This window comes from Rhizobium croatiense (assembly GCF_019793465.1).
Lineage (GTDB): Bacteria > Pseudomonadota > Alphaproteobacteria > Rhizobiales > Rhizobiaceae > Rhizobium > Rhizobium croatiense.
Window position 1 is genome coordinate 190,470 of record NZ_JAILYJ010000006.1, and the last position, 12,680, is coordinate 203,149.

Sequence of the window (12,680 nt, forward strand, 5' to 3'; positions counted from 1 at the left end):
GCGAGAAAGTCCTGTCAGCGCCCCGCCGGGACAGCCGAGTGACGGCTTTGCAACGCTGCGGCAAAGTTCGATCCGCGAAGTCAGCCGTAATTGCAAGCATGAGGCGCGCTAACCGCAGAATGATTTCCGATAGGCGCTTGGGCTCGTCCCGAGCCGCCTGCGGAAATGATGCCGCATCGTCGCCAGCGTGCCGAAGCCGCTTGATATCGCGATGTCGTCGAGTGACACCGCAAGCTCCTTCTCCAGCAGATCGCGCGCATGGCGCAGCCGCTCCTTCAGCAGCCACTCGCCGACACTCTCACCCGTTGCGGCCTCGAAGCGGCGTTGAAAGGTGCGCATGCTCATGCCCGCTCTTTTGGCGAGCAGATTGATCGGCTGCTCCTCGGATAGGCTCTCCCGCATCCATTCGATCAGCGGCCCTAGACGGATGCCCTCGCGCGCTTCCGGCACGGGAGCCGCGATGAACTGCGCCTGCCCGCCCTCGCGATGCGGGGGAACGACGAGCCGTCGCGCCACGCTGTTGGCGGCATCGGCGCCGAAATCGCCGCGCACAACATGCAGGCAGAGATCGATGCCGGCCGCGCTGCCCGCCGCGGTCAGCAGGCTACCCTCGTCCATGTAGAGAACATCGGCGTCAAGGGTGATGTCGGGATAACGTGCGGCGATCGAGGCGACGTATCGCCAATGCGTGGTCGCCCTGCGATTGGCAAGCAGCCCTGATCCGGCCAGAACCGCGACGCCGGAGCACAGCGATATGATACGCGCGCCGCGCTGATGGGCTGCCCTAAGTGCACCGGCGAGGGGCGCAGGCACCGGCGCATCGATCGCCCGCCAGCCCGGCACGACGATCAGATCCGCCGCATCAAGCACCTCCAGCCCGTTGTCGACCGCGACCGTCAGCCCGCCCGCGGCGCGCAGCGGCCCCGGCTCGATGCCGCAGACGGAGAAGCGATACCAGCTATCGCCCATCTCCGGGCGCGGCAGGCCGAAGACCTCGTAGGCGATGCCGAATTCGAAGGTGCAGAGCCCGTCATAGGCAAGGGCTGCGACCAGCGGTCCTTTCGTCTGATGCGGCGAAGTGTTTGGCATGATCTTTACGTAGTCAGTCATGATGGCCAATTTCGCAAAGCTCTACCATCGGCGATACCAAGCTGCAATTCCACCACGGAAAGGAAAGACAGATGCCAAGCCCCGTCGCCGAAATACCAGCCGCCGAGCCTGATCTCGCCGCCGCCCACTATGTTGCCAAGCTCGCTTTCGAAACCGATTGCTCGGATGTCCATGCCGCCTTTGCCGGCGCCAAGGTCGATTTCGTTCTCCTCGACGTGCGCTCGCCGGCCCTGTTTGCGCAATCCCACGTGCCGGGTGCGATCAACCTGCCGCACGGCAAGATGACCGCGCACCGCATGTCGGAATGGGCAAGGGACACGCTGTTCGTCGTCTATTGCGCCGGCCCCCACTGCAACGGCGCAGATAAGGCCGCTCTCCGCCTCGCCAAGCTCGGCCTGAGGGCGAAGCTCATGATCGGCGGCATGACCGGCTGGGCCGACGAAGGTTTCGCGTTCGAAAGCGAGGCCGTCGCTGCCGAATAGCAGCAAGCTCCCCTCCACGACGCGAGGGGAGCGCGTGTTTCAAAACTCGATGACGACCTTGCCGAACGGGCCGCGATAGAGATGATCGAACGCCTGCGGCAGTTCCCCGAAGGCATAGCGCTTGTCGATAACAGGCTTCAGCCCGGTCCGGTCGACCGCGCGCACCAGATCTTCCAGCGCCCGGCGGTGACCGACCGAAATTCCCTGTACGATGGGCGCCTTCAGAAGCAAGGGCGCCGCAGGCCCCGAGACGTCGAACCCCTCGAACACGCCGATCACCGAGATGCGGCCGTTGACGGCCACGGCCTTCAGAGCCTGGCCGAGATGCGGCCCGCCCACGATTTCCAACACGTGGTCGGCGCCGTAATCACCGGTCAAGTGATAGAGCTGCTCCACCCAGTCGCCTTCGTGCCGGTTGATCAGATGATCGGCGCCGAGAGCGGACGCCCGCTCGAGCTTTTCGGTGCTGCCTGACGTAATGAAGACCTCGGCGCCGTGCGCCTTGGCGATCTGCAAGCCGAAGAGCGCGACACCGCCGGTTCCCTGCACCAACACCTTGTCGCCGGCCTTAAGCCTGCCGCATTCAATGAGGGCAAACCAGGCGGTCAGGCCGGCGCAGGGCAACGTGCTTGCTTCGGCGGCATCGAGTGTTGCCGGCGCAAGCGTGAACCACTGCTCGGAAAGCACGGTATGTTCGGACAGCACGCCCGGATAGAAGCCGCCCCGTGTCCGGTAATGCGGGGTGCGGGCCGTGCCCGGCCCCCGGCCCTCGATCCAGTCCGGGGAAAAGGTGGAGATCACCCGGTCGCCGGGTTTGAAGCGCGTGACATCCGGCCCGACGGCCTCGACCACACCCGCCATGTCCGAGGCCGGCACGAAGGGAAACTGTAGCGGCAGCCCCATGCCGCTCTCCAGGACCAGCCTGTCGCGGAAATTGAGAGAAACCGCCTGCGTCCGCACCCGGACCATCGTGCCTGATACCTCGGGAATTCCGGCTTCACCGATCTTCAGATCTGCTTCCGGTCCGATTGCCTCGGTCTGCCACTGCCTTGTCGTCTGCATCTTTCTGCTCCTTCTCGATTGGAGGAGCAGCAGATATATCGTTGAAAATCCGTCCGCTGTTGCGATAATAAATCGACAGAATGGTGCTGGAATGGAAACAAATATGGAGCAGCTGAAGGGAATTTCGATCTTCGTCCAGACGGCAGAAGCCGGCGGCTTCTCAGCCGCTGCCGAACGGCTCCATCTTACCCGTTCGGCAGTCAGCAAGGCGATCGCAAGGCTCGAACAGCGGCTCGGCGTCCGGCTCTTCAACCGCACGACCCGGACCCAAAGCCTGACCGACGAAGGCCGGTTCTTCTATGAGCGCTGCCTGAGAGCCATCGAGGAAATCCGGATCGGTGAGGCCCAGCTTGAATCGGGCAGGCGCGAGGTCCGCGGCAGGCTGCGGGTATCGATGCCGGTGCTGTTCGGACGCCATTGCGCCGCCCCGATCCTAACCCGCCTGCTCGACGATCACCCGGATCTCGAACTCGACTTCTCCTTCAGCGATCGCGTCGTCGACCTCCTGGAGGACGGCTTCGATCTTGCCGTCCGCAACGGCCCGCTGAAGGATAATCCCGACCTGATGGCGCGGGCGATCGCCCGGCAGTCCATGACGGTCTGCGCCTCGCCTGCCTATCTGGAAAAATATGGCGTGCCGCAAACGCTCGGCGAGCTCGCCCGCCATCAGGGTATCGTCTATCGCAGGGGTGATACCGACAGGGCCTGGATCTTCCCGGCGGCGGCCGGTCCCCCGCGCGAAGTTCTGCCGAAATCGCGGCTGCGCCTCGACGATCTCGCCTCGATAGCGGACGCCGCCGTCGAAGGCCGGGGGCTCGCCTGGCTAACCTGCTGGCTGGTGCGGGACAGGGTCCTGTCAGGTGAACTCGTGCGGGTTCTGACCGATATGCCGTCCACCATCTTCGAAGCCTATGCCGTATGGCCGAGATCGCCGGTGATGCTGCCGAAGGTGCGCCTTGCCATCAATATATTGGCGGCAAATCTGCCTCGCTTGATGGATTGAAAAGCGCTCGCGCCGTAAGTCGTGCCTGCGCTTAGGCCGAGCAAGGACCGCGAGGCAAGGGAAGCTCATGTTTTTCTATGGGTTTCTCTGGAAATACTGCGATGCTGCAATATATCGCTAGTTCGTCGTTCTCCTATAAACGGCATCATCTGCCATATCACCCAGAATACGGTCCGCATGTCACTTCGCAGCGTGCTCCGCGCACAAACAGCAGATTGCCACGTCGAGGTCGACAAGCTTTTCGGCACGTTCGACCTCTCCGATAGACAGCAGTACGGGGCATTCCTGCGCGCGCATGCCCGGGTCGTCCCTGCGGCCGAAAATGCGCTTGAGGAAGCCGGTATAGACCGCCTGCTGCCCGACTGGCCGGAGCGCAGGCGCACGCAAAAGCTGTTGGCCGATATCCACGAGCTCGGCGATCCGTTGCCCCCGTCCCTGGCGCCACCGGCATTGCATGGCGAGGCAGCGCTCTGGGGGGCCCTCTACGTGTTCGAAGGGTCCAAGCTCGGGGGCGCCTTGCTTGCCAAAGCCGTGCCTGATTACCTGCCCAGCAGCTATCTCACGCCACAAGGTCCTAAGAGCGCCATGAGGATCTTCATGGACCGTCTCGGTGCCAGCAACCTGGACGACCCCGACGCTGCCGTCGCCGCCGCCCGCGATGTTTTCGGCCTTTTTCTCCAAGCGGGCCAACTCGAACTGGAAGCCGTCCCATGAGCGGCACATTTGAACCCGTCGATCTCACCAATTGCGACCGCGAGCCGATCCATCAACTTGGCGCAATTCAGCCTTTCGGCTTCCTGCTGGCGGTATCCTCGGACTGGATTGCCGTCCGCGCCTCGGCAAATCTGGTAGAGTTCCTCGGCATTGCGCAGGCCGACGCGCTCGGCCGCCCTGTTGCCTCCCTGATCACGCCCGAAGCGCTCCACACAATCCGCAACAAGCTGACGACGCTGCGTGGTACCGACGTCGAGCGCATTTTCGGCGTCGTCCTGACACCCGGCCAAGACAGGTTCGACCTTGCCGTGCACATGAACGAGGACCTGGTCATCATCGAAGGCGAGCGCTGCCAGGAGGCCAGACGCGACAGCTCTTCTCTCTCCATGCGCAGCATGATGTCTCGCCTCGACCACACGGAAACGATGGAAGCTTTCTTCCGCGAAGGTGCAAGGCAGGCGCGCGCCCTGACCGGTTTCGACCGGGTGATGGTCTATCGTTTCGACGAAGACGGATCCGGCGAAGTGGTGGCGGAAGCCGCCCGGGCCGGCATCGGCTCGTTCCTGGGGCTGCACTATCCGGCTTCCGACATTCCGGTACAGGCCCGCGCCCTCTATCTGCGCAACCTGTTCCGCATCATTGCCGATGTCGACGCCGTCCCGGTCCCGATACTGCCGCAACTCGACGAGCACGGTCAGCCGCTCGACCTCTCCATGTCGGTATTGCGCTCGGTCTCGCCGATCCACATTGAATATCTCAAAAACATGGGCGTCGGGGCGTCGCTCTCCATTTCGATCGTGGTGGATGGCAAGCTCTGGGGCCTGTTTGCCTGTCATCACTACGGTCCGCGCCTGCCGTCGGCCCAAAGCCGCTCCACCGCCGAACTCTTCGGTCAGATGTTCGCTTCGCGCCTCGAAAGCCGTGAACGCCGGCTGGCGCTGGACTATGAGACCAAGGCACGCCGCATCGCCGACCGGCTTCTGACAGCCGTGGCAGACAATGCCAGCCTGCTCGACGATCCCGCCTGGCTGGTCGAAGCGCTTGCCGAAGCCATTCCTGCCGACGGCATCGGTGTGTGGATCAACGGCCGCTTGGCGCTGGCCGGCATCGGACCGGATGAGAAAGGCTTCGCAGCGCTTGTCCACCACCTCAACCGCACTGCCGCAGGTCGTATCTATGCCGTCGACAGGCTGGGGGACACCTACCCGGATCTTGAGGTCGACGATGCGGTGGCAGGCATGCTCGCCATCCCGATCTCGCGTTCGCCGCGCGATTATGTCGTGCTCTTCCGCCAGGAGCTGGTGCGGACCGTCCGTTGGGGCGGCGATCCGCACAAACCGGTGGAATACGGACCCAACGGCCCGAGGCTGACGCCGCGCAAGAGTTTCGAGGCCTGGTCGGAACTGGTGCGCGGCCGGTCCCTGCCCTTTAGCGAAGCCGAGCGTCGTGTCGCCGAAACGATCCGGGTTACGCTGATCGAGGTGGTTCTGCGCCTTACCGACGAGGCCAGCATGGCGCGCCAGACGGCAAACGAGCGGCAGGAGCTGCTGATCGCCGAACTCAACCACCGGGTCCGCAACATATTGAGCCTCATCACCGGCATCATCCGCCAATCGCAGGCAACCTCCGTGAGCCTCGGTGACTATGTCCGCCAGATCGAGGGCCGCGTCCAGTCACTCGCCCGTGCCCATGACCAGATTACCCGCGATCACTGGGCGCCTGCTTCGCTTCGGCAATTGCTGCTGGCCGAGACCGCCGCCTATCTTGGCAAAAATGCGCAACGCATTCAGATGCGCGGCGAGGACGTACTACTGGAGCCGCAGGCCTTTTCCACCGCTGCCCTTGTTTTCCACGAGCTGATGACCAACAGCGCCAAATATGGCAGCCTTTCCGGCACCGGTCGCGGCATCGTCGAACTCGGCTGGTCCCGCGATGATGAAGGCAATCTGCGCATTAGCTGGCGCGAAACGGGTGGTCCGCCCGTCACCGAACCGACGCGCCACGGCTTCGGCTCGACGATCATTCGGCGCTCGATTCCGTATGACCTGGGCGGCAAGGCCGAGTTGCGCTACAACAAGGACGGGCTCGAAGCGGATTTCTTCATTCCCGGGCGATATGTCGTCGGCCCGACGAGCGATCGATCAGATTCAACGCCGTACGGAGCAGCGGCACCCAAGGCGATTGCAGGAGGACAGCCGCTTTCCGGCCTGAGCGTGCTGCTGGTGGAAAACAACCTGATTATTGCCATGGACGGCGAAGATATCCTGCGCCGTCTAGGCGCCGAAGTAGCAACCGCACCGAGCGTTGCCGAGGCGATGGAAATCCTGGCCGGCCGGTCCTTCGATCTGGCGCTTCTAGATGTCAATCTCGGCGATGAGACCAGTTTCGGGATTGCCGACCGACTGGCAGCTGACGGCGTGCCCTTCGTTTTTGCCACGGGTTATGGGGAAGGCATCACGCAGGCAAACAGCCATTCGGACGCGCCCGTGTTGCAAAAGCCCTATACGATGGAAGGCGTAACGGACATTCTCGCCCGCATACCGCTGCCGAACAGGCAATAAATCTCAGCTCTCGGAGCGATCCGGCCGCAGCCCACCAATAAAGAGCTGTTCCAGAAACCGCGCCGCATCCTCGAAGCGGCCTTCGCCGGCATGCTCCTGTCCGAGCACAGCGCGCACCTGCACGTCGAAATCCGCATAATGCTGGGTCGTCGACCAGATGGAGAAGATCAGATGGTAGGGGTCGCATTTGACGATCTTACCCGATTTCGTCCAGGCGCGGATGACCTCCGCCTTCTCGTCGACCAGTTCCTTCAGCGGACCCTTCAGCTCGTCCTCGATATGCGGCGCGCCCTGCAGCACCTCATTTGCAAAGAGCCGGCTTTCACGCGGAAAGTCGCGCGCCATCTCCAGCTTGCGTCTGATATAGCTGCGGATTTCCTCTTCCGGATTGCCGTCGGCATCGAAGGCGCGCAGCGGCTCCAGCCAGGTGTAAAGCACCCGGTCGATCAGCGCCCGATGCATGGCTTCCTTCGTGCGGAAATAATAGAGCAGGTTGGGTTTCGACATGCCGGCCACTTCGGCGATCTGGTCGATGGTCGAGCCGCGGAAGCCGCTTGCCGAAAACACGTCGAGCGCCGCTTCCAGGATCTGCTCTTCCTTCTCCTCCTGGATTCGCGTCCGCCTCAGGGTTTTCGCTGCTCTCGGTATGGTCACAGGCTGTCGTTTCCCCTTGAAATTCAACTTCTTCGCTCAAGTTTTGGCTGGAGGCACACCGGCCGCTTTCTTGAGCAACTGCCCGTATTTTTATCGGCAATTTTCGTGATTTTCGTCTTGAGCCCGGCGGTGGAAGTTGTAATGTTTACCAATCGGTCAAATTATCCGCCAGATGAAAAACAAAGGCAACTGGCGATTTTCCGGCGCTCGACAAAACCAATAAGAGGCGCGGAATAGACCACGGGAACAGGCGGGCATGTCACTTCATATGACTGCCGCAAACAGGTGAGGGCATAAAAATGGTGGCAGCACCAGGCGAGAACATGCGCGTCAACGGCGACCGTCTCTGGGACAGTCTCATGGACATGGCGAAGATCGGCCCCGGCATTGCCGGCGGCAACAATCGCCAGACGCTGACGGATTCGGATGCCGAGGGTCGCAGCCTCTTCAAAAAATGGTGCGACGAGGCCGGCCTGAGCATGGGTGTCGACCGCATGGGCACGATGTTCGCCACTCGCGCCGGCACCGATCCCGATGCCCTGCCGGTCTATGTCGGCTCGCATCTCGACACCCAGCCGACCGGCGGCAAATATGACGGCGTGCTCGGCGTGCTCGCAGCCCTCGAAGTCGTGCGCACGATGAATGATCTTGGCATGAAGACCAAGCATCCTGTTGTCGTCACCAACTGGACGAACGAGGAGGGCGCGCGTTTTGCCCCGGCGATGCTGGCCTCGGGTGTCTTCGCCGGCGTCCACAGCCTCGATTTTGCCTATAATCGCCGCGACCCCGAGGGCAATCTCTTCGGCGACGAGCTGGAGCGCATCGGCTGGGTCGGCGACGAAGAGGTCGGCGCCCGCAAGATGCACGCCTATTTCGAATATCACATCGAACAGGGCCCGATCCTCGAGGCCGAGGACAAGCAGATCGGCGTCGTCACCCATTGTCAGGGGCTGTGGTGGCTGGAATTCACCCTGACCGGCAAGGAGGCCCATACCGGCTCGACGCCGATGAACATGCGCGTCAACGCCGGCCTTGCCATGTCACGCATCCTGGAAATGGTGCAGAGTGTGGCGATGGGTGAACAGCCGGGCGCCGTCGGCGGCGTCGGCCAGGTCTTCTTCTCGCCGAACTCCCGCAACGTGCTGCCGGGCAAGGTGGTCTTCACCGTCGATATTCGTTCGCCCGATAAGGCCAAGCTCGACCGCATGCGGGCAAAGATCGAGGCGGAAGCGCCAGGCATCTGCGACGCGCTGGGTGTCGGCTGTTCCGTCGAGGCGATCGGCCATTTTGCGCCCGTCACTTTCGACGAAAAGCTTGTTGCCTCGGTCCGCTCCGCCGCCGAACGCCTCGGCTACACCCACATGAACCTCATCTCCGGCGCCGGCCACGACGCCTGCTGGGCCGCCAAGGTCGCGCCTGCAACCATGGTCATGTGCCCCTGCGTCGGCGGCCTCTCGCACAATGAGGCGGAAGAGATATCCAAGGAATGGGCGACGGCGGGTGCCGATGTGCTGTTCCATGCGGTTGTCGAGACGGCGGAGATCGTGGTGTGATGGCTAATGTCGCGCCCGGAGCCCCCTCATCCGACCCTTCGGGCCACCTTCTCCCCGCTGGGGAGAAGGGATCGGCTGCCGCCGCGGCTTCCCCCTTCTCCCCTCGGGGAGAAGGTGCCCGAAGGGCGGATGAGGGGGCTCCAGGCTCGACCAAAATTATCAGACAGGATATCCGCAAACACCGCCCCGCCAAAACAGGGCAAGCCCGCCAGCTTCGCCGCAACGAAACCGAAGAGGAATACCACCTCTGGAGCGACTTACGCGCCCGTCGCCTCAACGGTTATAAGTTCACTCGACAAGTTCCGCTCGGCCCATTCATCGTCGATTTCCTGTGTCGCGAAGAACGGCTGATTGTCGAAGTCGACGGCTTTCAACACGCGGAAGGCACGACCGATCAACGCCGAACCGAATGGCTCAATACCAATGGCTATTCGGTCCTGCGCTTCTGGAATCAGGAAATCTCGCGCGAGCGGCGCTCCGTACTCGAAACGATCCTTGCGGCCTTGCAGGGGCGGCTCGAATTCAGTCCCGAACTGCCCGGCTTCTATTCGCCAGCCGCATTCACAAATAAGGATAGGCAACGATCATGACCACAGTCATCAAAAACGGCACCATCGTCACGGCCGACCTCACCTACAAGGCTGACGTCAAGATCGACGGCGGCAAGATCGTCGAGATCGGCCCGAACCTCTCGGGCGATGAAATCCTCGACGCCTCCGACTGTTACGTCATGCCTGGTGGTATCGATCCCCATACCCATCTGGAAATGCCCTTCATGGGCACCTATTCCTCCGACGATTTCGAGAGCGGCACGCGCGCGGCCCTTTCCGGCGGCACGACCATGGTGGTCGATTTTGCTCTTCCCGCCCCGGGTCAGTCGCTGCTCGAAGCGCTGACCATGTGGGACAACAAATCGACCCGCGCCAATTGCGACTATTCCTTCCACATGGCGGTTACCTGGTGGAGCGAGCAGGTCTTCAAGGAGATGGAGACCATCGTCCGCGACAAGGGCATCAACACCTTCAAGCATTTCATGGCCTACAAAGGCGCGCTGATGGTCGATGACGACGAGATGTTCGCCTCCTTCCAGCGCTGCGCCGAACTCGGCGCCCTGCCGCTGGTGCACGCCGAAAACGGCGACGTCGTCGCCTCGATGTCGGCAAAGCTGCTCGCCGAAGGCAATAACGGCCCCGAGGCGCATGCCTATTCCCGCCCGGCCGAAGTCGAGGGCGAGGCCACCAACCGCGCCATCATGATCGCCGACATGGCCGGCTGCCCAGTTTATATCGTCCATACCTCCTGCGAACAGGCGCATGAAGCGATCCGCCGCGCCCGCGCCAAGGGCATGCGCGTCTATGGCGAACCGCTGATCCAGCATCTGACACTCGACGAAAGCGAATATTCCAATCCCGACTGGGATCACGCCGCCCGCCGCGTGATGTCGCCGCCCTTCCGCAACAAGCAGCATCAGGACAGTCTCTGGGCCGGGCTTGCCTCCGGCTCGCTGCAGGTGGTAGCCACCGACCACTGTGCCTTCACAACGGCGCAGAAGCGGTTCGGCATCGGCGACTTCACCAAGATCCCGAACGGCACCGGCGGCCTGGAAGACCGCATGCCGATGCTCTGGACGCACGGCGTCAACACCGGCCGACTGACGATGAACGAATTCGTCGCCGTCACCTCGACCAACATCGCCAAGATCCTCAACATCTATCCGAAAAAGGGCGCGATCCTCGTCGGCGCCGATGCCGATATCGTCGTCTGGGATCCGAAGCGGTCCAAGATCATCTCGTCCAAGAGCCAGCAATCGGCGATCGACTACAACGTCTTCGAGGGCAAGGAAGTGACGGGCCTGCCGCGCTACACGCTGACACGCGGCGTCGTCGCGATCGAGGAAAGCACCATCAAGACCCAGGAAGGCCATGGCGAGTTCGTCCGGCGCGAACCAGTGACGGCCGTCAGCAAGGCACTCTCCACCTGGAAGGAAATCACCTCTCCGCGCAAGGTTGAGCGCAGCGGCATTCCGGCAACGGGCGTGTGACATGGTGCATCACGAGACGGCCATCAACCGGGGAACGACGCCTCCATGCGGATGACCTCACGCCGGTACCAGCGCGTCCAGTTCCGGCAGAAGAACGACGCTCTCCTGCTCGTTCGGGTCGGTGCGGGCGATGACCGCCGTGCATGGCGTGCTGCTGAGGTTTGCCGGCATGTGCGGCACGCCGGCCGGGATATAGAAGAGCTCGCCGGCATGGACGACGACATGGTGCTCCAGCCGGTCCCCATACCAGGTGTGGGCTTCGCCGGAGAGCATGTAGATCGCCGTTTCGTGCGCCTCGTGCAGATGCGCCTTGGCGCGCACGCCGGGCGGGATCGTCAGGAGATGCATGCAGATCCCTTTGGCGCCGACCGTCTCGGCCGCGATCCCTTCAAAATAGCTGAGCCCCTGCTTGCCGTCATAGGCGTGCTTGGGGCGAACGATGTGGCAGGTGGGTTGTGATGACGCGTCCATTCTCTTCCTCCATGAAATGTGCCGCCGGCAGGGCCTGTGGCGATGGTAACATGCAAACCGCCTCCCCGCGGCGAAAACAAGAACGGTCGCATTGATGCAAGCACCCTCCGTCGTATCCGCCAAGGATCTCTGTCTCACCTACCAGGCGAATGACGGCCCGGTGCAGGCGCTGAGCGATGTCAATCTCGATGTCCGCAAGGGCGACTTCGTCTCTTTCATCGGCCCGTCGGGCTGCGGCAAGACGACGTTCCTGCGCGTCATCGCCGATCTCGAAAAGAGCACGTCGGGCGAGATTTCCATCAACGGCATGACGCCGGAAGAAGCCCGCAAGGCCCGCGCCTACGGCTATGTCTTCCAGGCGCCGGCGCTCCTGCCCTGGCGCACCATCGAAAACAACATTGCCCTGCCGCTGGAGATCATGGGATATTCCGGCGCCGACCGCACGCGGCGCATCGCCGAAGCGCTCGATCTCGTCAGCCTGTCCGGCTTCGATAAGAAATTCCCCTGGCAGCTTTCCGGCGGCATGCAACAGCGCGCCTCGATCGCTCGTGCGCTCGCCTTCGACGCCGACCTGCTGCTGATGGACGAACCCTTCGGCGCGCTCGACGAGATCGTCCGCGACCATCTGAACGAAGAACTGCTGAAACTCTGGGCCCGCACCAACAAGACGATCTGCTTCGTCACCCATTCCATCCCCGAGGCCGTCTACCTCTCGACCAAGATCGTGGTGATGTCGCCGCGCCCGGGCCGCGTCACCGACGTGATCGACTCGCCGCTGCCGGCCGAACGCCCGCTCGACATCCGCGACACCCCTGAGTTTCTGGAGATCGCCCATCGCGTTCGCGAAGGGCTGAGGACGGGGCATAGCCATGAGGTGTAGGCGCGTGTCGTTGGTAAAGACCCCTCCCCAACCCCTCCCCACAAGGGGGAGGGGCTTGAGCGCCGAGCCCGCCGCCGACCTTGATACTCTTTCGCGCCGGTCGCTGGAGAACTCGGCGAGCGCCCCAGGTTTGCCCCTCCCCCTTGTGG

Annotated in this window: 12 protein-coding genes; 8 read left to right on the forward strand and 4 right to left on the reverse strand. The window is 62.8% G+C overall.

Annotation, left to right across the window (positions count from 1 at the left end; genetic code table 11):
* Positions 1-108 precede the first annotated feature (108 nt).
* Entirely contained in the window at positions 109-1,110 is a 1,002-nt protein-coding gene (gene ftrA / locus K6M89_RS12135; protein ID WP_222139598.1) for a transcriptional regulator FtrA, read from the reverse strand.
* 71 nt (positions 1,111-1,181) lie between these two features.
* Here ftrA and K6M89_RS12140 point away from each other — a divergent pair, with 71 nt between their 5' ends.
* The gene (locus K6M89_RS12140; RefSeq protein ID WP_097581914.1) at positions 1,182-1,592 is read left to right on the forward strand and encodes a rhodanese-like domain-containing protein; all 411 of its coding nucleotides are present in this window, start codon (positions 1,182-1,184) and stop codon (positions 1,590-1,592) included.
* Positions 1,593-1,631: 39 nt separating this feature from the next.
* Here K6M89_RS12140 and K6M89_RS12145 read toward each other — a convergent pair whose 3' ends face one another.
* Positions 1,632-2,654, reverse strand: coding sequence for a zinc-dependent alcohol dehydrogenase family protein (locus K6M89_RS12145; protein WP_222139599.1), 1,023 nt, complete (start codon positions 2,652-2,654; stop codon positions 1,632-1,634).
* Between the two features lie 103 nt (positions 2,655-2,757).
* Here K6M89_RS12145 and K6M89_RS12150 point away from each other — a divergent pair, with 103 nt between their 5' ends.
* The 3 genes from K6M89_RS12150 to K6M89_RS12160 all read left to right on the forward strand — a co-directional run bounded on the left by K6M89_RS12150 (position 2,758) and on the right by K6M89_RS12160 (position 6,932).
* Positions 2,758-3,657 carry a LysR family transcriptional regulator gene (locus K6M89_RS12150; protein WP_222139600.1) on the forward strand — a complete coding sequence of 300 codons (900 nt, stop codon included), beginning with the start codon at positions 2,758-2,760 and terminating at the stop codon, positions 3,655-3,657.
* A 177-nt stretch (positions 3,658-3,834) separates the two neighbouring features.
* Positions 3,835-4,371, forward strand: coding sequence for a biliverdin-producing heme oxygenase (locus tag K6M89_RS12155; protein ID WP_222139601.1), 537 nt, complete (start codon positions 3,835-3,837; stop codon positions 4,369-4,371).
* The gene (locus K6M89_RS12160; protein WP_222139602.1) at positions 4,368-6,932 is read left to right on the forward strand and encodes an HWE histidine kinase domain-containing protein; all 2,565 of its coding nucleotides are present in this window, start codon (positions 4,368-4,370) and stop codon (positions 6,930-6,932) included. The genes K6M89_RS12155 and K6M89_RS12160 overlap by 4 nt, the downstream gene beginning before the upstream one ends.
* A gap of 3 nt (positions 6,933-6,935) precedes the next feature.
* Here K6M89_RS12160 and K6M89_RS12165 read toward each other — a convergent pair whose 3' ends face one another.
* Positions 6,936-7,613 (reverse strand): TetR family transcriptional regulator C-terminal domain-containing protein, encoded by a 678-nt coding sequence (locus K6M89_RS12165; RefSeq protein ID WP_097581921.1) that lies wholly within the window; start codon positions 7,611-7,613, stop codon positions 6,936-6,938.
* A gap of 272 nt (positions 7,614-7,885) precedes the next feature.
* Between K6M89_RS12165 and K6M89_RS12170 the strand changes: the two genes are divergently transcribed.
* The 3 genes from K6M89_RS12170 to hydA are packed head-to-tail and all read left to right on the forward strand — an operon-like array spanning position 7,886 to position 11,180.
* The gene (locus K6M89_RS12170) at positions 7,886-9,139 is read left to right on the forward strand and encodes a Zn-dependent hydrolase (RefSeq protein ID WP_222139603.1); all 1,254 of its coding nucleotides are present in this window, start codon (positions 7,886-7,888) and stop codon (positions 9,137-9,139) included.
* Positions 9,139-9,729, forward strand: coding sequence for an endonuclease domain-containing protein (locus K6M89_RS12175; protein WP_097581924.1), 591 nt, complete (start codon positions 9,139-9,141; stop codon positions 9,727-9,729). The genes K6M89_RS12170 and K6M89_RS12175 overlap by 1 nt, the downstream gene beginning before the upstream one ends.
* Positions 9,726-11,180 (forward strand): dihydropyrimidinase, encoded by a 1,455-nt coding sequence (gene hydA / locus K6M89_RS12180; protein ID WP_097581926.1) that lies wholly within the window; start codon positions 9,726-9,728, stop codon positions 11,178-11,180. The genes K6M89_RS12175 and hydA overlap by 4 nt, the downstream gene beginning before the upstream one ends.
* A gap of 57 nt (positions 11,181-11,237) precedes the next feature.
* Here hydA and K6M89_RS12185 read toward each other — a convergent pair whose 3' ends face one another.
* Entirely contained in the window at positions 11,238-11,651 is a 414-nt protein-coding gene (locus tag K6M89_RS12185; protein WP_222139604.1) for a cupin domain-containing protein, read from the reverse strand.
* A gap of 94 nt (positions 11,652-11,745) precedes the next feature.
* Here K6M89_RS12185 and K6M89_RS12190 point away from each other — a divergent pair, with 94 nt between their 5' ends.
* Positions 11,746-12,531: an ABC transporter ATP-binding protein gene (locus K6M89_RS12190; protein ID WP_222139605.1), complete on the forward strand. Its 786-nt coding sequence runs from the start codon at positions 11,746-11,748 to the stop codon at positions 12,529-12,531.
* Positions 12,532-12,680 lie beyond the last annotated feature (149 nt).